19 protein-coding genes are annotated in these 18,158 nt (G+C 67.8%); 13 read left to right on the top strand and 6 right to left on the bottom strand.

Features of this window, described 5'->3' with window-relative positions; translation table 11 throughout:
- Position 1: 1 nt before the first annotated feature.
- The 7 genes from rpoN to ACTIEY_RS17065 are packed head-to-tail and all read left to right on the top strand — an operon-like array spanning position 2 to position 6,049.
- Positions 2-1,630, top strand: coding sequence for an RNA polymerase factor sigma-54 (rpoN, locus tag ACTIEY_RS17095; protein WP_439520344.1), 1,629 nt, complete (start codon positions 2-4; stop codon positions 1,628-1,630).
- Positions 1,627-2,916, top strand: coding sequence for a THUMP domain-containing class I SAM-dependent RNA methyltransferase (locus tag ACTIEY_RS17090; protein ID WP_439520343.1), 1,290 nt, complete (start codon positions 1,627-1,629; stop codon positions 2,914-2,916). Before rpoN ends, ACTIEY_RS17090 begins: the two co-directional genes overlap by 4 nt.
- 2 nt (positions 2,917-2,918) lie before the next feature.
- A complete protein-coding gene (locus tag ACTIEY_RS17085) occupies positions 2,919-3,359 on the top strand; it encodes a PIN domain-containing protein (RefSeq protein WP_439520342.1) in 441 nt (146 codons plus the stop codon).
- Positions 3,352-4,473, top strand: a complete 1,122-nt coding sequence (locus ACTIEY_RS17080) for a hypothetical protein (RefSeq protein WP_439520341.1) — start codon at positions 3,352-3,354, stop codon at positions 4,471-4,473. The genes ACTIEY_RS17085 and ACTIEY_RS17080 overlap by 8 nt, the downstream gene beginning before the upstream one ends.
- A 25-nt stretch (positions 4,474-4,498) precedes the next feature.
- Positions 4,499-4,894 carry a DUF488 domain-containing protein gene (locus tag ACTIEY_RS17075; protein WP_439520340.1) on the top strand — a complete coding sequence of 132 codons (396 nt, stop codon included), beginning with the start codon at positions 4,499-4,501 and terminating at the stop codon, positions 4,892-4,894.
- Positions 4,891-5,385: an anthrone oxygenase family protein gene (locus tag ACTIEY_RS17070; protein ID WP_439520339.1), complete on the top strand. Its 495-nt coding sequence runs from the start codon at positions 4,891-4,893 to the stop codon at positions 5,383-5,385. Before ACTIEY_RS17075 ends, ACTIEY_RS17070 begins: the two co-directional genes overlap by 4 nt.
- Before the next feature lie 25 nt (positions 5,386-5,410).
- Positions 5,411-6,049, top strand: a complete 639-nt coding sequence (locus ACTIEY_RS17065; protein ID WP_439520338.1) for a LysE family translocator — start codon at positions 5,411-5,413, stop codon at positions 6,047-6,049.
- Between the two features lie 44 nt (positions 6,050-6,093).
- Here the strand turns inward: ACTIEY_RS17065 and ACTIEY_RS17060 are convergent, their stop codons facing one another.
- Positions 6,094-7,713, bottom strand: a complete 1,620-nt coding sequence (locus ACTIEY_RS17060; RefSeq protein WP_439520337.1) for an FMN-binding glutamate synthase family protein — start codon at positions 7,711-7,713, stop codon at positions 6,094-6,096.
- 57 nt (positions 7,714-7,770) lie between these two features.
- On the opposite strand from ACTIEY_RS17060, the gene ACTIEY_RS17055 reads away from it, so the two are divergent.
- The 4 genes from ACTIEY_RS17055 to ACTIEY_RS17040 all read left to right on the top strand — a co-directional run bounded on the left by ACTIEY_RS17055 (position 7,771) and on the right by ACTIEY_RS17040 (position 12,014).
- Positions 7,771-8,574, top strand: a complete 804-nt coding sequence (locus ACTIEY_RS17055; protein ID WP_439520336.1) for a UPF0149 family protein — start codon at positions 7,771-7,773, stop codon at positions 8,572-8,574.
- Between the two features lie 35 nt (positions 8,575-8,609).
- Entirely contained in the window at positions 8,610-9,182 is a 573-nt protein-coding gene (locus tag ACTIEY_RS17050; RefSeq protein WP_439520335.1) for a TetR/AcrR family transcriptional regulator, read from the top strand.
- 94 nt (positions 9,183-9,276) lie between these two features.
- Positions 9,277-9,738, top strand: coding sequence for a (2Fe-2S)-binding protein (locus tag ACTIEY_RS17045; RefSeq protein ID WP_439520334.1), 462 nt, complete (start codon positions 9,277-9,279; stop codon positions 9,736-9,738).
- Between the two features lie 11 nt (positions 9,739-9,749).
- Positions 9,750-12,014, top strand: a complete 2,265-nt coding sequence (locus ACTIEY_RS17040; protein ID WP_439520333.1) for a molybdopterin cofactor-binding domain-containing protein — start codon at positions 9,750-9,752, stop codon at positions 12,012-12,014.
- Positions 12,015-12,018: 4 nt separating this feature from the next.
- On the opposite strand, the gene ACTIEY_RS17035 is transcribed toward ACTIEY_RS17040, so the two are convergent.
- Positions 12,019-12,690, bottom strand: coding sequence for a glutathione S-transferase family protein (locus ACTIEY_RS17035; RefSeq protein ID WP_439520332.1), 672 nt, complete (start codon positions 12,688-12,690; stop codon positions 12,019-12,021).
- A 29-nt stretch (positions 12,691-12,719) separates the two neighbouring features.
- The gene (locus tag ACTIEY_RS17030; RefSeq protein ID WP_439520331.1) at positions 12,720-13,610 is read right to left on the bottom strand and encodes a LysR family transcriptional regulator; all 891 of its coding nucleotides are present in this window, start codon (positions 13,608-13,610) and stop codon (positions 12,720-12,722) included.
- A 103-nt stretch (positions 13,611-13,713) separates the two neighbouring features.
- On the opposite strand from ACTIEY_RS17030, the gene ACTIEY_RS17025 reads away from it, so the two are divergent.
- The gene (locus ACTIEY_RS17025) at positions 13,714-14,760 is read left to right on the top strand and encodes an NAD-dependent epimerase/dehydratase family protein (protein ID WP_439520330.1); all 1,047 of its coding nucleotides are present in this window, start codon (positions 13,714-13,716) and stop codon (positions 14,758-14,760) included.
- 13 nt (positions 14,761-14,773) lie between these two features.
- Positions 14,774-15,937, top strand: coding sequence for an Acg family FMN-binding oxidoreductase (locus ACTIEY_RS17020; RefSeq protein WP_439520329.1), 1,164 nt, complete (start codon positions 14,774-14,776; stop codon positions 15,935-15,937).
- Here ACTIEY_RS17020 and ACTIEY_RS17015 read toward each other — a convergent pair.
- Genes ACTIEY_RS17015 through ACTIEY_RS17005 form a run of 3 tightly spaced genes read right to left on the bottom strand, consistent with a single transcriptional unit; the run spans position 15,934 to position 18,084 of the window.
- Positions 15,934-17,076: a DNA alkylation repair protein gene (locus tag ACTIEY_RS17015; protein ID WP_439520328.1), complete on the bottom strand. Its 1,143-nt coding sequence runs from the start codon at positions 17,074-17,076 to the stop codon at positions 15,934-15,936. The genes ACTIEY_RS17020 and ACTIEY_RS17015 overlap by 4 nt on opposite strands.
- 3 nt (positions 17,077-17,079) lie before the next feature.
- Positions 17,080-17,565 (bottom strand): CinA family protein, encoded by a 486-nt coding sequence (locus ACTIEY_RS17010; protein WP_439520327.1) that lies wholly within the window; start codon positions 17,563-17,565, stop codon positions 17,080-17,082.
- 3 nt (positions 17,566-17,568) lie between these two features.
- Entirely contained in the window at positions 17,569-18,084 is a 516-nt protein-coding gene (locus ACTIEY_RS17005) for a phosphatidylglycerophosphatase A family protein (protein ID WP_439520326.1), read from the bottom strand.
- Between the last annotated feature and the right edge of the window lie 74 nt (positions 18,085-18,158).

The following is an 18,158-nucleotide window of genomic DNA, read 5'->3' as shown; positions in this document are numbered from 1 at the left end:
CATGAAGCAGGGCCTGTCACTCCGCGTCTCGCAGCACCTGGCGCTCACGCCCCAGTTGCAGCAGTCGATCCGCCTGTTGCAGCTCTCCACGCTGGAGATGGCGCAGGAAGTCGAGCAGATGCTGGACGAAAACCCGTTCCTCGAACGCACCGAAGAGGTCGCCGAGCGCGAGGCTTTCGGGCTGGACCACGTGGACGTGCCGGTGAGTGCGGGCGAGCAGATCGCCGATGCTTCCGTGGCGGATGCTCCCGTCACGCCGCCCTCGCTGTCGGATGCGGCTTCGTCGAGCTCCGAGGCCACCGAGGGTGACGGACTCGAGAGCAAGCTCGAAGGCGCCAGCCCGGTGGAGGAGAGCTGGGAAGGCGACGGCACGGTGGAAATGGCGCCCGACGACAGCGAATGGGGCGGTGACGCGCCGGCGCGCAACAGCGGCTCGGGCGACGGTGACGAAACGGCGAGCGCCGCCGACCTGGCGCGTGCGCCAGTCAGCCTGCAGGACCACCTGCACGACCAGGCGCGTTGCCTGCGCCTGTCCGACGAAGACCGCGCGGCGCTGTACTTCCTGATCGAATCGCTCAACGACGACGGCTACCTGGAAGAGAGCCTGGCCGAACTGGCGAGCGCCTGGCTGCACCTCTCTGCGGTGTCCACGCTGGTCGAGAACGACCCCGCGGTGCAGGAGGAGCGCGAGGCGCTGGAGCAGCGCCTGGGTGTGGCCCTGCAACTGCTGCAGCACATGGAGCCGGCCGGTGTGGGCGCGCGCGACCTGGGCGAATGCCTGCGTCTGCAGATCCTGGAACTGCGCAACACCCCGGAGGCGCGCGCGGCGCTGGCCATTTGCGCCCAGCCGCTCGAGCTCATGGCCAAGCGGGACATCAAGCGCCTGTGCAACCTGTGCGGCATCGACGACGAAACCGCACGCGCTGCGCTCGGGCTCATTGCGCGCCTGGAACCCAAACCCGGCCGGCGTTTTGTCGACGTGGAGCGCAACATCGTCGTGCCCGATGTGATCGTCACGCGCGCCGGGCGCGGCTTCAAAGTCATATTGAACCCGGACGTGATGCCGCGCCTGCGCGTGCACGACGTCTACGCCAACGCCATGCGCCAGAACCGCGGCGGGCGCGACAACGGCGGCGAGGCCGGCCACGCCGCCATGCAGCAACGCCTGCAGGAAGCGCGCTGGTTCATCAAGAACATCCAGCAGCGCTTCGACACCATCCTGCGGGTGTCCAGCGCCATCGTGGAACGCCAGCGGAACTTCTTCATGCACGGAGAACTGGCCATGCGGCCCCTGGTGCTGCGCGAGATCGCCGACGAGCTCGGCCTGCACGAGTCCACCATCAGCCGCGTGACCACCGCCAAGTACATGGCCACCCCCTTTGGCACCTATGAACTGAAGTACTTCTTCGGTTCGTCGCTGGGTACCGAGACCGGTGGCAACGCATCGAGCACGGCGGTGCGGGCGCTGCTCAAGCAGTTCATCTCGGCCGAAGAGCCCGCCAAGCCGCTGTCGGACAACCAGCTCTCCGACCTGCTGCGGGAACAAGGCATCGAGTGCGCGCGCCGCACGGTGGCCAAGTACCGCGAGGCGCTTCGAATAGCGCCCGCCAATCTGCGTAAATCACTTTGAACCAGCTCCAGATATTTCTCCCCTGCGCCGCCGGCGTGGAGGACATGCTCGCGGCCGAGGTGAGCCGCATCACCGGCGAGGCGGCTCCCTACAAGGCGCGCGGCGGTGTGGCGGTGAACGCGTCCTGGCGCGATGCCATGCGCCTGAACCTGCACAGCCGCCTGGCGCAGCGCGTGCTGGTGCAGCTGTGGCATGGCGAGTACCGCAGCGAGCAGGACCTGTACCGCGCGGCCAGCGACGTCGCCTGGGAAATCTGGTTCACGCCTGCGCAGACCATCAAGGTGGAGATCACCGCCCAGCACAGTCCGCTGACCAGTCTGAACTTTGCCGCGCTCAAGGTGAAGGACGCCGTGTGCGACCGCTTCCGCGAGAAGCGCGGCGAGCGTCCCAGCGTCGACACCAGCTGGCCCGACGTGCGCATCCACGTGCACCTCACCACCGACACCGTGAGCCTGTACATCGACACCTCGGGCGAGCCGCTGTTCAAGCGCGGCTGGCGCGAGGACAAGGGCGATGCGCCGCTCAAGGAAACGCTGGCCGCGGCCATGATCGCCGCGACCGGCTGGGACGCTGGCGCCGCCCTGGACGACATCGCGCCGCTGTATGACCCTTGCTGTGGCAGCGGCACGGTGGTCATCGAGGCGGCGCAGATGGCGCTGGGCATCGCGCCCGGGCAGCTGCGGCGTTTTGGTTTTGAGAAGCTGCTGCCGTTCCAGCCCCACGTGTGGCAGGCCATCAAGGACGAAGCGAAAAGGCAGCAGCGCGAATGGCCCGCGGGCCGCGCGCCCATCGTGTTCGGCAGCGATGTGTCCTTCCGCATGGTTGATTTCGCGCAGCGCAACGCCGAGCGCGCTGGCGTGGCGCATGCGGTCGAGCTGCGCGGAGGCGACGCGCTGCAGCGCATGCCGCCCAGCGATCGGCCGGGCGTGCTGCTGCTCAATCCGCCGTATGGCGAGCGCATCGCGGCCGCGGGCGTCGCGGGTGAAAGCGGCAGCGCGCGCGCGCAGCGCCGGGAGCCGCGCACGTTCACCGTGGGCCAGGGCCGCGAGAGCGCGCAGATGGCCGACGGTGGCGATGGCAGCGAATTCTTCAACCAGCTGGCTGCGCACTGGAAGAGCCATTACGCTGGCTGGAGCGCCTGGTTGCTCACGCCCGACCTCAAGCTGCCGGGCAAGATGCGCTTCAAGGAATCGCGCCGCGTGCCGCTTTGGAATGGCCCCATCGAATGCCGGCTGTTTCGCTTCGACCTGCTGGCCCGCAAACCCAGGCCCGTGCCGGAGACCTGATCGTGGCCGCGGCGGGCGACCTCCCCGATGCGCTGGTGCTCGACACCAACATCGCGCTCGATCTCTTCGTTTTCCAGGATCCGGCCACCGCGCCGCTGCGGGCTTGGCTGGAAGGCGCCGCTCGCCCATGGATCGCGACGGCAGCCATGCGCGAGGAACTGGCGCGCGTGCTGGCTTATCCGCAGATCGAGCGCCGCCTGACCGCGCAGACGCTGCCCGCCAGGCAGGTGCTCGACGCCTTCGACCGGCACACCCGGCTCGCCCCCGAAGCGCCCAAAGCCGCCTACACCTGCAAGGACGCCGACGACCAGAAGTTCATCGACCTCGCCGTGCAGCACCGCGCCATGCTGGTGAGCAAGGACGATGCCGTGCTGTGCATGGCGAAGCGGCTGGCGCGGGTGGGTGTGCACGTTTGCCGAGAATGGAGCCATGTCCATGTCTGAACACATCAGCCTCGTCGCGCTGCTGGGTGCGTTGATCTGCGTGAATGCCCACGCCGTTCAACGCTGCGAACTCAATGGCGAGAGCGTGAGCCGTTCCAACGGCCACACCACGGCCGGCAAGAGCGGCCTGATGCGCTGCACCGACGAAGACGGCCAGGTGCGCCGGCTCGACCAGACACTGCGCGATGGCCGCAGCGTCGGGCCCGTGACCATGGTGCTGGCCGACGGCGAACGCCGTGAGTACAGCGTCAATGAACGCGGCAACCGCGATGGCGTCGCACGCACGTTCGACGGTAAGGGCACGCTGCGCAAGGAAGAAAACCTGGAAGACGGCACGGCCGTGGGCGTGCAGAAGAACTTCGCTGAAGCGGGTCATCTGCAGGAGCTGCACTTTGCGCTCGGCCGCCGCACGGTACTCACGATCGGCTACCTGCCCGATGGCTCGCTCACCGAGCTGCGCTGCTCGCCCGTGACGCTCGTGCCGCAGGACCGCGAGGTGTGCGGCCATGGGGGTCGCGCCAGCGAAGTCACGCTCTACCGCGCTGCCGGCCAACCCTCTGGTACGGTGAGCTACCTCAAGGGCCAGATGCAGCGCCAGACGGTGCTGGATCGCGAAGGCCGGCTCGTGCGCAGCGAAGAGCTCAAGGACGGCCGGCGCATCAAGCGCGTGTTCTATGCATCGGGCCAGCCGCGTTCCGAGGCCGACTTCATCGAGCGCGATCCCAACAGCAGCGAAGGCCGCGAGGGCATCACGCGCGAATGGGCCGAGAGTGGTCAGCTCACGCAGGTGAGCCACTGGGCAGGCGGTTACGAGCAACGCATCGAGCAGTGGTACCTCAACGGACAACGCAAGGTGCGCCAGCAGATCCGTCGCGAAGGCCGCAACCAGGAGCGCACCACCGAGAGCTTCTGGGACAACGGCAAGCCTGCGGCCGTCAACAGCGAACGCAATGGCCGTCTTTCAGGCTGGCAGAAATACTTCAGCGAAGACGGCGTGCTCCATCGTGAAGACGAACATGGCGAGCGAGGTGTCTTGCTGCGCCGCAGGCACTACGATGCCAGGGGCACGCTGGAGCGCGAGGAACGCTTCCTCGAAGACGGCTCCCGCATCTGAAGTCCCAGGAACCAGGAGAACCGATATGGTCATACGCGTCGTGCAGCTGGGCAGACCGCGGGCGCCCGGCGAAGGCCTGCGGATCGGCACGGTCAGGCGGCCACCCCGGGGCGTGCCCAAGGCAGCGTTTGCATCGGGCAACTGGTACGACGTGTGGTACCCCAATCTCGCGCCCAGCGTGGACACCATGAAGCTCGGCCAGGAAGCCCGCACACCCGCCCAGTGGCTGGGCTTCACGCGCAAGTACCGCGCCGAAATGGCCGCGCCCGACCATGTGCGCAGCATCGAACTGCTCGCCAGCCTGTCCCACCAGAGCGATTTCTCGGTGGGCTGTTACTGCGAAGAAGAATCCCGCTGCCACCGATCCATCCTGCGCGAACTGCTGCTCGAGAAGGGGGCGCTGCTGGAGCCGGCGGGATGAGTTGGCACGCAGCACTCGCGCTGCTCACCGCGCTCGGCGCCGCCACGGTCGGAGGCGTGTTCTTCGCCTTCTCTTCCTTCGTGATGAAAGCGCTGGCCGACTTGCCTCCAGCCCAGGGCATCGCGGCCATGCAGCGCATCAACGTGGTGGTGATCAACCCACTGTTCCTGGGCGTGTTCATGGGCACCGCCTTGCTCGCGGTGGCTTGTGTGGCGGTGGCTGCGATGTCGTGGGAATCGCCACCATCGTCATGGCTTTTCGCGGCGGGCCTGCTGTATGCGGTGGGCACCTTCGGCGTGACGGGCGCGCTCAATGTGCCGCGCAACGACCGCCTGGCGCGGCTGGACGCCCCAGCGCCCGAGGCCGCGAGCTACTGGAAGCGCTACCTCGTCGAATGGACTTTCTGGAACCATGTGCGCACGGTGGCGGCACTGGCTTCGGCGGTCTGTGCGGCCTGGGCGCTGACACACGTGCGGGCTTCGGCCCTCTGATCCCATCCACTTCGGAGACCCATCGATGATCCCCTTCAACGACTGGCTGCTGTTCGTCGGCGCTGCGCTGCTGATCGTGCTCACGCCCGGGCCCAACATGATCTACGTGATCTCGCGCTCCATCTGCCAGGGGCGCCAGGCGGGCGTCATCTCGCTGTTCGGCGTGATGGCGGGCTTTCTGGTCCACATGTTCGCCGCCGCGCTTGGCCTCACGGCGCTCTTCATGGCCGTGCCCCTGGCCTACGAAGTGCTCAAGTGGGCCGGTGCTGCCTACCTGCTGTACATGGCCTGGCAGGCGGTGAAGCCGGGGGCACGTTCGCCGTTCGAGGCCCGGCAGCTGCCCCAGGACTCGCCCCGCAAGCTGTTCTTCATGGGCTTTCTCACCAACCTGCTGAACCCCAAGATCGCGGTCTTTTACCTCGCCATCTTTCCCCAGTTCGTTTCGCCCGGGCACGGCTCGGTGTTCCTGCAGAGCATGGTGCTGGGCTTCACGCAGATCGCCGTGAGCTTCACCATCAACCTGTCGATCGCGCTGTTTGCGGGCAGCCTGGCCGCGTGGTTCGTGCACCACCCGCGCTGGATGGCGGCGCAGCGCTACGTGATGGGTTTCGTGCTTGCTGCGCTGGCGGTTCGCCTGGCGCTGGAGCAGCGCAAAGGAGCCTGAGGACTGTTTCGCCTTGGGGCGGCCCTGCGGAGAAACCGCCTTCATCAGCCCTGGCTGAATCGCTCGGCGCTGGCGCGGTCCCAGTAGGTGGTGAACACCGCGTGCTGGGCGGCCACGTCCGTGAGCAACGCGCCGGCCGGTGTGTGGGGCAAGAGGTTGGCGAGCAGGCGCACCTCGTTCTCGCTCACGCGGCGCACCAGGTGATGCGCGGTGATTTCGCGCGGGTGCTGCAGGCCGGCGGCCTGCACCAGTTCCTTCAGCGCCTTCAGGGTGTTCTGGTGGAAGTGGTAGACGCGGTCGGCCTTGTCGGGCACCACCAGCGCCTGCTGGCGCACCGGGTCCTGGGTGGTCACGCCGGTGGGGCAGGTGCCGGTGTGGCAGCTTTGCGCCTGGATGCAGCCCAGCGCAAACATGAAACCCCGCGCGCTGTTGCACCAGTCCGCGCCGATGGCCATGGCGCGCACGATGTCGAATGCGCTGATGATCTTGCCGGCGCAACCGATCTTGATGCGGTCGCGCAGATTCACGCCCATCAACGTGTTGTGCACGAGGCGCAGACCTTCCTGCAGCGGTGCACCCACGTGGTCGGTGAACTCCAGCGGTGCCGCGCCGGTGCCACCCTCGGAGCCGTCCACCACGATGAAGTCGGGCGTGATGCCGGTCTGCAGCATCGCCTTGACCATGGCGAACCATTCCCAGGGGTGACCGATGCAGAGCTTGAAGCCCACCGGCTTGCCACCGGAGAGTTCGCGCAGCTGCACGATGAAGTGCATCAACTCCACCGGCGTGGAGAACGCGCTGTGCGCGGGCGGCGAGATGCAGTCCACGCCCACCGCGATGCCGCGCGCTGCCGCGATCTCGGGCGTGACCTTCGCCCCGGGCAGGATGCCGCCCACGCCGGGCTTGGCGCCCTGGCTCAGCTTGATCTCGATCATCTTCACCTGCGGGTCGGTGGCGTTGGCCTTGAAGCGCTCGGCGCTGAATCGACCCGACTCGTCGCGGCAGCCGAAATAACCTGAGGCCACTTCCCAGATGAGGTCACCGCCGTGCAGGCGGTGGTAGGCGGAGATGGAACCTTCGCCGGTGTCGTGCGCGAAGCCGCCCCGTTTGGCGCCGGCGTTCAACGCCTGGATGGCATTGGCCGAGAGCGAACCAAAGCTCATGGCCGAGATGTTGAACACACTCGCCTCGTACGGTTGGGCGCAGTCCGCGCCGCCGATGGTGATGCGGAAATCGTGCGTGGCGATGTGACTGGGTTGCAGCGAGTGGTTCAGCCACTCGTGGCCATCGGCGTTCTGGTCGTGCTGCGTGCCGAAAGGGCGCTTGTCGGTCTCGCCCTTGGCGCGCGAATAGGCCAGGCTGCGCTGGCTGCGAGAGAACGGCGTGGCTTCGTTGTCGCCCTCCAGAAAGTATTGCCGCATCTCGGGCCGGATCTTCTCCAGCATGAAGCGCAGGTGGCCGATGACGGGGTAGTTGCGCAGCACCGAGCTCTTGGTCTGGCGCAAGTCCCACAGCCCCAGGGCAGAGAGGCCGGCAAACAGCAGGAAGGTCCCTCCGCCGGTGCCGAAGCCCACCAGCGTGAAGAGGCTCAGCAGCGCGATGAGCACGCACAGGCCGAACGCCGTGTAGCGAACCGGATAGAGAGCGTTGAGGCGTTCCAGCATGCGGGCTTTCTGTGGGGGGGCAGGGCTACACTGGCGGCCATCATAAAGACGCCGTCCATGAACCCCTTGCCCGCACCTCTGGAACACACCGATTACGACGCCCTCGACGAGATCCTGGACGACCTGCGCACGCGCGATGAAGAGGTCCCGCAATGGGAGTTCTGCGAAGGGGCCATGGCCGCGCTGCTGTGCACGCGCCGCGCCATCGAACCCGCCGAGTGGCTGCCCGTGCTGCTGGGCACAGGTCCCTTGCCGACCGCGCCGCAGGAAGAGGGCACGCACTTTGCCAACACAACCCAGTACGAGCGCTTCATGAGCTTGTGGATGCAGCGGGCCGCCGAGGTGGCGGCCTCGCTGGCTGCGCCGGTGGAAACGCTGGAGGACGAACGCAGCTACCACCCGGAACTGATGGACGTGCGTGGCGCGGTGGCCTCGTTGCCCGAGGCCGAGCGCGCCGATTTCAAGGACCAGGACCTGCCCGCCTACGCGCAGGTGTGGGCGCTGGGCTTCATGTTTGTGGTGGAGAACTGGTCGGACGACTGGGCGCCGCCGCGCGACAAGGACACCGCCGCCTGGATCGACGAGGCGCTGGACCGCATCGTGGCACTCACCGAAGACGACGCCGGCAAGGCCACGGTGAACATGCACGACGAGGAAGGCCCGCCCAGCGTGAGCGACGAGCGCCTCAACGATTTCGGCGCGGCCATCTGGGCGGTGTACGACCTGCATCAGATCGGTCGCAGCCTCGGACCTCGTGTTCAGCCGATGCGCAAGGAAGCCACCCCCGGCCGCAACGATCCTTGTCCGTGCGGCAGCGGCAAGAAGTACAAAAAGTGCCATGGACTCGAAATCAACGATTGACGACTGAATATTCATTCGCTTAAGATCGCGTCGCCATGAAACCCAAGGACGACGACAAACAGCACGCGATCGCCCGCGCCACCCTGGCGCTGGTGGAGCGCGTGGGCCTGAGCGGGTTGACCATGGCGGCCATCGCCCGCGAGGCCGGCATCGCCACCGGCACCCTGTACGTCTACCACCGCTCCAAGGAAGAACTGCTCAACGCGCTCTACGAGCAGGTCAAGGGCGCCCTGGTGGGCTTGATCGATGTCGACATCGATGCCGGCACCCCGTTCCGCACCCGCTTCCAGATGAACTGGACGCGCCTGCTGCGGCACCGCCTGGCCCATGGCCCGGAGGCCGTGTTCATGGACCAGTACTACAACTCGCCCTGGTTCAGCGAGGCTTCGCGCCAGTTCTCCGCCCGGTTCGCTGCCGGCTGCCTGCGATTTTTCGACGAAGCGCGGGAGCAGCAGATCGTGAAGGACGTGCCCACCATGATGCTGGCGGCGCATTTCTTCGGCTCCGTGCGCGACACCGCCAGCCTCATGCGCAGCGGCGACCTGCCCGACACCGACGCCGCGCTGAATCAGGCTTTCAGCCTCTGTTGGGACGGCATCAAGGCCTGATCGCCATGTTTGCCCACCTTCTTTCACCCCTGCAAACCGAATGAACGTTCATTCATAAGACCCCCTTCCCCACCACCCACAGGAGAAACCCACGATGCCCACCACGCTCAACATCAACGGCAAGGACGTCCGCGTCGACGCCGATGGCTCCACCCCCGTTCTCTGGGCCCTGCGCGACACGCTGGGCATGACCGGCACCAAGTTCGGTTGCGGCGCGGCCCTGTGCGGCGCCTGCACAGTCCATGTGAATGGCGCGGCCACGCGCTCCTGCGTCACGCCGATCTCTGCGGTGGTGGGGCAGAAGATCACCACCATCGAAGCGCTGGAAACCGACCGCGTGGGCAAGGCGGTTCACCAGGCTTGGGTCAAGGCGGACGTCGCGCAGTGCGGCTACTGCCAGAGTGGTCAGATCATGAGCGCCACCGCGCTGCTCAAGGCCAACAGGAAGCCGACCGACGCCGACATCGACACCGCCATGGCCGGCAACATCTGCCGCTGCGGCACCTACTCGCGCATCCGCATCGCCATCAAGGACGCGGCCCGCTCGCTGGCCTGAAAGGAACTGCCATGCACCTGCAACACCACTCTGCCGACCAGATCCGTGCCCACCTGCCTCCCGCGCTCGCGCACCGCCTGGAAAGCGACGAAGCCAGCGACGGCATCGCTCGCCGCAGCTTCCTGAAGATCGCCACCGCCTCCGGCTTTGCGCTGGGCGCCTACCCGCTCCTGGCGAACGCTCAGCCAGGCGCCGCGCCGGCCGCCACGGGCCTCAAGCCCGACCAGCAGCCCGCCGCGTTCGTGAAGATCGCGCGCGATGGCACGGTCACCGTCACCGTCAACCGCCTGGAGTTCGGCCAGGGCACGCACACCGGTCTGGCCATGGTGCTGGCCGAAGAGCTGGATGCCGACTGGAGCCGCGTGCAGGCCGTGCACGGCAACGCTGACCCGGCCTACAACGATCCCGCGTTCGGCATGCAGATCACCGGCGGCTCCACGGCGGTGAAGCACTCATACACCCAGTACCGCGAACTCGGCGCACGCACCCGCGCGATGCTGCTCGCGGCGGCTGCCAAGCAATGGAACGTGCCCGTGAGTTCGCTGGCCACGGAACGCGGCGTGGTGATCGGCCCCGGTGGCAAGAAGCTCGGCTACGGCGCGCTGGCCGATGCCGCCATGCAGCAGCCCGTCCCCACGCAGGTGACCTTGAAGGACCCGTCGCGCTTCAGGATCATCGGCCAGCCCACGACGCGGCTGGACGCCAAGGCCAAGGCGAGTGGCCAGCAGGCCTTCGGCATGGACGTGCGCCTGCCCGGCATGCTCACCGCCGTGCTGCAGCACCCGCCGGTGTTCGGCAGCAAGGTGGCATCGGTGGATGACGCCGCCGCGCGCGCCGTGCCGGGCGTGAAGGCCGTGCTGCGGGTGCCGCTGCACGACGGTGGCGAAGGCGTGGCCGTGGTGGGCGAAGGCTACTGGGCCGCCAAGCAGGGCCGCGACGCCCTGAAAGTGCAGTGGAACGACGCCGGCCGTGAGAAGGTGGACACCGCAAAGCAGCTCGCGAGCTACCGCGAACTGGCCTCGAAGACGGGGAACATCAAGCACGACGCCGACATGGCGCCGCTGGCCAACGCGCCGCAGAAGATCAGCGCCGAGTTCGTGTTTCCTTACCTGGCACACGCGCCCATGGAGCCGTTGAACTGCACGGTGCAGATCAACGGCACCGGCGCCGCCGCAAAGGCCACGGTCTGGACCGGCACCCAGATGCCAGGGCTGGACACGGCGGCCGCCGCGCGGACTCTGGGCATCAAGCCCGAGCAGGTGACGATGAACGTGCAGATGGCCGGCGGTGGCTTTGGCCGACGCGGCCTGCTCACCAGCGACTTCGTCGTCGAAGCCTGCACCATCGCCAAGGCCTCGCAGGCCGCCGGCATCACCGCGCCCGTGCGCACCGTGTGGAGCCGCGAGGACGACGTGCGCGGCGGCTACTACCGCCCGATGCACGTGCACCGCGCCGAAATCGGTTTCGATGCGCAGGGCAAGGTGCTCGCGTGGGACCACGTCATCGTGGGCCAGTCCATCATGGCCGGCACTTTCTTCGAACCCATGATGGTGAAGAACGGCGTGGACGAGACCATGGTCGAAGGCATGGGCAAGCCCTACACGCTGCCCATGCGCCTCTCGGCCCACCACCCGAAGCTCAACGTGCCCGTGCTGTGGTGGCGCAGTGTGGGCTCCACCCACACCGGCTATGTCATGGAAACGCTGATCGACGACATCGCGCGCGCCACGAAGCAGGACCCGGTGGCCTACCGCATGAAGCTCATGGACGCCAAAGCCGTGCGCCACCGCGCCGCGCTGCAACTGGCGGTGGACAAGAGCGGCTACGGCAAGAAGACGCTGGGCGCTGGCCGCGCCTGGGGCGTGGCGGTGCACGAGTCGTTCGACTCGGTGGTGGCCTACGTCGTGGAAGCATCGGTGGTGGACGGCGCGCCGAAGCTGCACCAGGTCACGGCCGGCGTGCATTGCAACCTCGCCGTCAATCCGAAGAGCGTGGAAGCGCAGATCCAGGGCGGGGCGCTGATGGGCCTGTCCATGTGCGTGCCCGGCGCGGCGATCACCCTGAAGGACGGCGTGGTCGAGCAGAGCAACTTCGGCGATTTCGCCGTGCCGCGCATCACCGACATGCCGGCGATCGCCGTGCACATCGTGCCGAGCGCCGACGCCCCCACCGGCGTCGGCGAGCCGGGCCTGCCGCCGCTGGCGCCCGCGTTCGCCAACGCGATCGCGCAACTGACCGGCAAGCCGCTGCGCGAGCTGCCCTTCAAGCTGGCTTGAAGTCCTAGAACGACCCGAGGTCGTACGACCCGCCTTGTTCCAGCGCCCGCTGGTAGGCGGGTCGGTCGTGGATGCGGCGCAGCCAGTCGGCGAGCTTGGGCCGGTTCCTGAGCAGGCCGCGCGCGTCTGCGGCTTCAATGCCAAAGCTCATCTGCACGTCGGCGGCGCTGAACGAGCGCCCTGCGAACCAGGGGCCGTGCTCGGTGAGCTCGCCTTCGAGGTAGTCGAAGTGGCGCTTGAGGTTGGGCGTGACCAACATGCCCTTGACCTGCGTGGAGATCGCCTTGGCCACCGGGCGCACGAGGAAGGGGGCCTTGCGCTCGATCTGGTCGAACACCAGCTGGAGCAGCAGCGGTGTGGCCAGCGAGCCCTCGGCGTAGTGCATCCAGTAGCGGTAGCGCAGGAAGGACGGCGTGCCCGCGTCGGGCGAAAACCTGCCTTCGCCGTAGGTCTCCACCAGGTACTCGAGGATCGCGCCGGACTCGGCGAGCGTGGCCTTGCCATCGGTGACCACGGGCGACTTGCCCAGCGGGTGCACCTTCACCAGCGATGGCGGTGCGAGCATGGTCTTGGGGTTGCGCTCGTAGCGTTCGATCTCGTAAGGCACGCCGAGCTCTTCGAGCATCCAGAGCACGCGCTGCGAGCGCGAGTTGTTGAGGTGGTGAACGGTGAGCATGGTCGTCTTTCGTTGAGGAGGCGGGCGGTTCACGCCAGCGCGGGCGGCAGGGTCTGTGAAAGGAAGTCCCACACCCGGCGGATGCGCGGGTTGCTGCGGATCTCGCGGTGCACCGCGAGCCACATGGGCAGCGCTGGGATGTCGAGCATGGGCAGAAGTGGCACCAGAGCGGGATTCTGCCGGGCCACATAGCGCGCCAGGAAGCCGATGCCCAGTCCTGATTCCACGGCCGCCTGGTAGGCGTTGAGGTCATCGGTGCGCACCGCGAAGTCTTCGCGCTGCATCGGCATGCCCATGGACGCGAAACCGCGCAGGATGTCGGTGCTGCGATCGCCGCCCACGAGATCGTGGGACATCAGATCGACGGGCACGCGCGGCGTGCCGCGCCGTCGCAGGTAGTCGCGGTGTGCGAAGGTGCCGATGGCGACCTGGCCCACGCGCTTGGCCACCAGCGAACTCTGATCGGGCCGAACCATGCGCAGCGCGATGTCGGCCTCCCGTTGCAGCAGGTTGCTCACTGCGTTGCTGGAGACCAGCTCGATCTGGATGTCGGGATGCAGCTCGCGCAGTTGCCGAAGCAAGGGTGGCAGCAGCATGCAGGTGACCGGCTGGCTGGCGCTGATGCGCACCGAGCCGCGAGCCTGCGCCTGCGCGCCCGTGGCCTGGCGCGACAACTGGTCGGCCGCCGCCGACATGGCACGCGCCGAATCGGCCAGGCGCTGCGCGTGCGGTGTGGGCACCAGGCCGCGGCCCGTGCGCTCGAACAGCACCACACCGAGCTGCGCCTCCAGCTCGCCAATGTGCCGCCCCACCGTGGGCTGGCTGGTGGAGAGCGCACGCGCGGCGCCCATGAGGCTGCCCCGGTCCAGCGCGGCGAGAAACGAACGGATCAGCGTCCAGTTGAAATCGCCGGTATGCATTTCTGAATAGCTGTTGTTTGATTCAGGGCAATTGTGTATGAGCCTGACTGTTTCCACAATCCATTCCATGGCGCCGGTGTTCGGTGTTCACAGGAGTTTCAGCATGCAGTCCCTTCCCATCCTTCCCCCGTCATCCCACACGGTGCTCGTGCTCGGCGGACGGGGCCGCTTCGGCCTCGCGGCGGTGCAGGCTTTTGCGCGCAGTGGCTGGCGCGTGCTGGCGCAGATGCGCCCGGGCGCCACCGCGCCCCAGGTGCAGGGCGTCCAATGGCTCGCCCATGCGGTGGACACGACCGCCGGCCTGGAGGCCTTGAAGGCCGACGCCAGGGGTGCCACGGTGGTGGTGCATGCCCTCAATCCGGCCCGGTACACACGCCAGGCCTGGGAGCGGGAAAACGGCCCGCTGCTCAAGGCCGGCATGGCGGTGGCGCAGGCGCTGGGCGCCACGCTCATGCTGCCCGGCAACGTGTACAACTTCGGCCAGTCGATGCCGCCGGTGTTGATGGAAGGCGCGCCGTACCGACCGAGCATGGCCATGGGGCGCATCCGCACCCGCATGGAAGAGGAACTGGAAGGCGCCACGCAGCGCGGCGAGTTGCGCGCGGTGATCGTGCGCGCCGGCAATTTCTATGGCCAGGGACAGGGCACCTGGCTCGACCTGGCGATGCTCAAGGGGATCCAGAGCGGCAAGCTGGTGTTTCCCGGTCCACTGGACGTGGCCACGCCCTGGGCCTATCTGCCCGACCTGGCGCAGACCTTCGTACAGCTGGCCCGCGTGCGGCATTCCATGGCGCCGTTCGAATCGCTGCACTTCGCGGGCCACACGCTGGCCGGGCACGACTGGGTGCAAGCGCTGCAGGATGTGGCGCGGCAACAGGGCTGGTTGGGGGAAGACCAATCCCTGGAGGTAGCTGGTCTGCCGTGGCCGTTGCTGCGCCTGGTCGGGCCGCTGGTGCCAAGCTGGGCGGCGCTGGCTGCGCTGCGCTACCTCTGGAAGCAGCCGCACCGGCTGGACAACCGACGCCTGTTGTCGATCATCGGTGACGAGCCGCACACGCCCTGGCCCTTGGCCCTGGGACGCACGCTGCAACACCTGAAGCTGTTGCCCTTAGCGCCAGTGCAGGTCCACACCCTCGTCACCCAGCCCTGATCAGGAGCACACCATGCAACGTCGTCTTTTCATCCGTCTGGCCGGCGGCGGCGTGATCGCCGCCGCCACGGCCACCACGCTGGCCGGCTGCAGCAGTGCCTTGCCGCCTGACGCCATTGCCGCCTGGCAGTCGCCCGGCCAGGGCGAGACCGAAGCGCGCCGCTGGATCCTCTCGCATGCCATCCTGGCGCCGCACTCGCACAACCTGCAGTCGTGGCTGGTGGACCTGAGCGTGCCGGACGAGATCACGCTGTTCGTCGACCAGAAGCGCCTGCTGCCCGAAACGGATCCGTTCTCGCGCCAGATGATGATGAGCCAGGGCACGTTCCTGGAACTGCTGGACCTGGCGGCGAAGCAGAAGGGCTTGCGCGCCCGGATCGAGCTGTTTCCCCAGGGCGTTTTTCCCCCCACCACCGTGGATGGTCGGCCCACGGCGCGCATCCGGCTGGTGGCCGATGCCGCGGTGAAACCCGACCCCTTGTTCGCGCAGATCCTGCGCCGCCGCACGAACCGCGAAGCCTACGAGGCGCGCGATCCCGATGCGGCAGCGCTGCAGGCCATGGCGGTCAGCGTGCAGCAGCATCCGTTTCGCACCGGCTTTGTCGGCAGCGCACAGCCCGATGCGCTGCAACAGCACCGGCGCATCGCCCGGGACGCCTGGCGCATCGAACTGGTGACGCCGCGCACGGTGATGGAGTCCTTCAAGGTGCTTCGCATCGGGCCGAAGGAAATCGCGCAACACCGGGACGGCATTTCCCTGAACGACCCGATGGTGCGCGCGCTCGATGCGGTGGGGCTGTTTGATCGAAGCGTGGCGCCCGCACCGGACGATTTCGCGACCACCGGCCAGATCGACGAATTCAACGCAAAGATCGACAGCACGCCGGCGTTCTTCTGGCTGGTGACCGAGGGCAATGACCGCGTGACCCAGATCAATTCGGGCCGTGCCTACGCGCGCGCGCAACTCGCGGCCACGGCGGCTGGCCTGTCCATGCAGCCCCTGTCGCAGGCGCTGCAGGAGTACGCCGAGCAGGCCGTTCCCTACGCGGAGATTCACCAGCTTGTGGGTGCGCCGGCGCCGCGGTTCACGGTCCAGATGTGGGCGCGGCTGGGGTATGCACCCGCCATCGAGCCTTCCCCTCGGCGGGGGTTGGCTTCTCACGTGGTGAGGGGCTAGACGGAAAGAAGAAAAGTCGCCTCAGCCAAGGCGACGCCGTTCACCCGCAAATCCACCACATGCCGGCCCGGATACAAAGTCCGCGTCGTCACTGGCCGCAAACTGTGACGCTTGGCGAGCACGCGTTCCTCACCTGGCGCCAATGAAAGCTTCCAGCCCTTGAACACCTTGGGCGAAGTGCCGCCATTGGCACGCACGTGGTGCACCGCGTAGTCCACTTCCAGCAGCTGCGGCTTGCGCGCGGTCGAGCGCAGCACCACACTCAGCCCGATGTCTGCGCCCACGGCCGCGCGCGAAGAAGACAGCGTCAACGTAGCTTCCCCCTTCAGTCCGCTGGCCAACCCCCACGCCGCCAGCGTGGGCGCGTGGCCCGACTTGATGAGACTCCGGCTCGCGTGACGCAGCAGGGCGCTGCGCTCACCCGGTGCGTCGATCAGGTGGTCACGCACCCAGCCCGCCACCAGGTCCGGATGGTCTTTCGCGATGTCGTTCAGGTGGTTCGCCACGCTGCGGCGCACGTAGCTGCTCGGGTCGTCCTGCAAGGCGCGCAGCAGCGGCAAGGTGGGTGAAGGGTCCGCCACCAATGCCTGCAAGCGCAGTCCCCACGGCAGGCGCGGGCGGCTGCCTTCACTCACGAGCCTGCGCACATGCGGGCTCGGGTCGCTCACCCACTGGCCCAAGGTGTCGAGCACCTGCGCCGGGTGGTGCTGGATCAGCGGGCGGATGGCGAACTCGGCCGTGAAGCGCTGCGTGAGCGCGTGCAGGCAGGCCAGGGCCGTGGGCACATCGCGCACGCCGCGCCGCGCCACGAATTCGCCCATGGACCACACCGCCCAGCCGGCCACGCCGGTGGCGGCCACCGCTGCGCTGTGCGACACCGGCTCGCCCTTGGCGTCCAGCGCCAGGGGTGGTGCCAGGCTGGCTTGCAGCACGTCGCAGGCTTGCGCGAAATCGTCGGGCAGCGTGGCCTGCAGCGCGTCCGCCATCTGCATGGCGCGGGACTTGAATTCCAGCCCTTCGAGACCCTCGGTGGCCTGCGCTTCGAAACGCTTGCGGTCAAAGCGAGGCCATGCGCGCTTGAGGTGCGCGCCGGTGGCGGCCACCGTGTCGCGGTTGATGAGGTTCTTGAACGGTTCCATGCGTCAGATGAGGGGAAGTCTCTGCAACAGCCCGGCCAGCGCGTGCCGCACCGTGGCCTGGCGCACAGCGGTGCGGTCGCCCCCAAAACGCTGGTGTTCCGTGAACACGCCATCGGGCGTGGCCCAGCCAAACCACACCGTGCCCACGGGCTTTTCCGCGCTGCCGCCCGTGGGCCCGGCCACGCCCGTGACAGCCACCGCGAGCCGGGCCGGTGAATGCGAGACCGCGCCAGAGGCCATGGCGCGTGCCACCGGCTCGCTCACGGCACCGTGCTGGTCGATCAGGGCCATGGGCACACCCAGCAGTTCGCTCTTGGCGGCGTTGGAATAGGTGACAAACCCGCGTTCAAACCACTCGCTGGAGCCCGACACCTCGGTGCAGGCGCCAGCAATGAGGCCGCCGGTGCAGCTTTCGGCTGTGGCCATCATCAGGCCGCGCATCCTGAGTTCGCGCGCCAGCGCTTCCACCAGGGCGGGGGTGGTGTCCATGCTTCAGACCCTCCAGAGCGCAATGACGATCAACGTGCAGAACGCGGCGGCGAAGTCGTCGAGCAGGATGCCGAAGCCGCCGCGCGGGCCGAAGCCCTTGAAGGTCTGGTCGGCCCAGGCCATGGGGCCGATCTTCACCATGTCGAACACGCGGAAGATGGCGAACGCGGCGAGCTGGCCCCAGAAGCCGGCGGGCGAGATCATCCACAGCACCAGCCAGAACGCGACCACCTCGTCGAACACGATGTGGCCCGAATCTGCGATGCGCATGTGCTGCGCGGTCACGGTGCAGGCCCACCAGCCCACCAGCGTGGCGCCCAGGATCAACAGGCCCCATCCCAGCGGTGACATCAGCGGTTCCAGCACCAGAAACGCCACCCAGGCCCACAGCGTGCCGGCGGTGCCCGGTGCGAAGCGGCTCAGGCCGGACCCCGCGCCCAGCGCGATGAAATGGGCCGGATGGGCGAACAGGAAGCCCCAGGTCGGGCGGACCAGGGGGGCGTGGGCGGTGTCGGACATGCGCGGATTATCGGACGCGCCGCGCTTGTTGCCCGGCATGCGGGGCGCGATACTGCGCCTTCGCCGGGCCGACA

It is taken from the genome of Hydrogenophaga sp., assembly GCF_051858985.1.
GTDB lineage: Bacteria > Pseudomonadota > Gammaproteobacteria > Burkholderiales > Burkholderiaceae_C > Hydrogenophaga.
The sequence above is the reverse complement of the archived record's forward strand: the minus strand, read 5'-3'. Positions and strand labels throughout refer to the sequence as shown.

Bases quoted from the DNA above. Each gene is read 5' to 3' on its own strand.
- ACTIEY_RS17055 (WP_439520336.1), top strand. From the start codon at position 7,771: ATGAACCCCTTGCCCGCACCTCTGGAACACACCGATTACGACGCCCTC.
- ACTIEY_RS17025 (WP_439520330.1), top strand. From the start codon at position 13,714: ATGCAGTCCCTTCCCATCCTTCCCCCGTCATCCCACACGGTGCTCGTG.
- ACTIEY_RS17060 (WP_439520337.1), bottom strand. From the start codon at position 7,713: ATGCTGGAACGCCTCAACGCTCTCTATCCGGTTCGCTACACGGCGTTC.
- ACTIEY_RS17050 (WP_439520335.1), top strand. From the start codon at position 8,610: ATGAAACCCAAGGACGACGACAAACAGCACGCGATCGCCCGCGCCACC.
- rpoN (WP_439520344.1), top strand. From the start codon at position 2: ATGAAGCAGGGCCTGTCACTCCGCGTCTCGCAGCACCTGGCGCTCACG.
- ACTIEY_RS17020 (WP_439520329.1), top strand. From the start codon at position 14,774: ATGCAACGTCGTCTTTTCATCCGTCTGGCCGGCGGCGGCGTGATCGCC.
- ACTIEY_RS17010 (WP_439520327.1), bottom strand. From the start codon at position 17,565: ATGGACACCACCCCCGCCCTGGTGGAAGCGCTGGCGCGCGAACTCAGG.
- ACTIEY_RS17035 (WP_439520332.1), bottom strand. From the start codon at position 12,690: ATGCTCACCGTTCACCACCTCAACAACTCGCGCTCGCAGCGCGTGCTC.
- ACTIEY_RS17080 (WP_439520341.1), top strand. From the start codon at position 3,352: ATGTCTGAACACATCAGCCTCGTCGCGCTGCTGGGTGCGTTGATCTGC.
- ACTIEY_RS17040 (WP_439520333.1), top strand. From the start codon at position 9,750: ATGCACCTGCAACACCACTCTGCCGACCAGATCCGTGCCCACCTGCCT.
- ACTIEY_RS17065 (WP_439520338.1), top strand. From the start codon at position 5,411: ATGATCCCCTTCAACGACTGGCTGCTGTTCGTCGGCGCTGCGCTGCTG.
- ACTIEY_RS17075 (WP_439520340.1), top strand. From the start codon at position 4,499: ATGGTCATACGCGTCGTGCAGCTGGGCAGACCGCGGGCGCCCGGCGAA.
- ACTIEY_RS17030 (WP_439520331.1), bottom strand. From the start codon at position 13,610: ATGCATACCGGCGATTTCAACTGGACGCTGATCCGTTCGTTTCTCGCC.
- ACTIEY_RS17045 (WP_439520334.1), top strand. From the start codon at position 9,277: ATGCCCACCACGCTCAACATCAACGGCAAGGACGTCCGCGTCGACGCC.
- ACTIEY_RS17070 (WP_439520339.1), top strand. From the start codon at position 4,891: ATGAGTTGGCACGCAGCACTCGCGCTGCTCACCGCGCTCGGCGCCGCC.
- ACTIEY_RS17005 (WP_439520326.1), bottom strand. From the start codon at position 18,084: ATGTCCGACACCGCCCACGCCCCCCTGGTCCGCCCGACCTGGGGCTTC.
- ACTIEY_RS17015 (WP_439520328.1), bottom strand. From the start codon at position 17,076: ATGGAACCGTTCAAGAACCTCATCAACCGCGACACGGTGGCCGCCACC.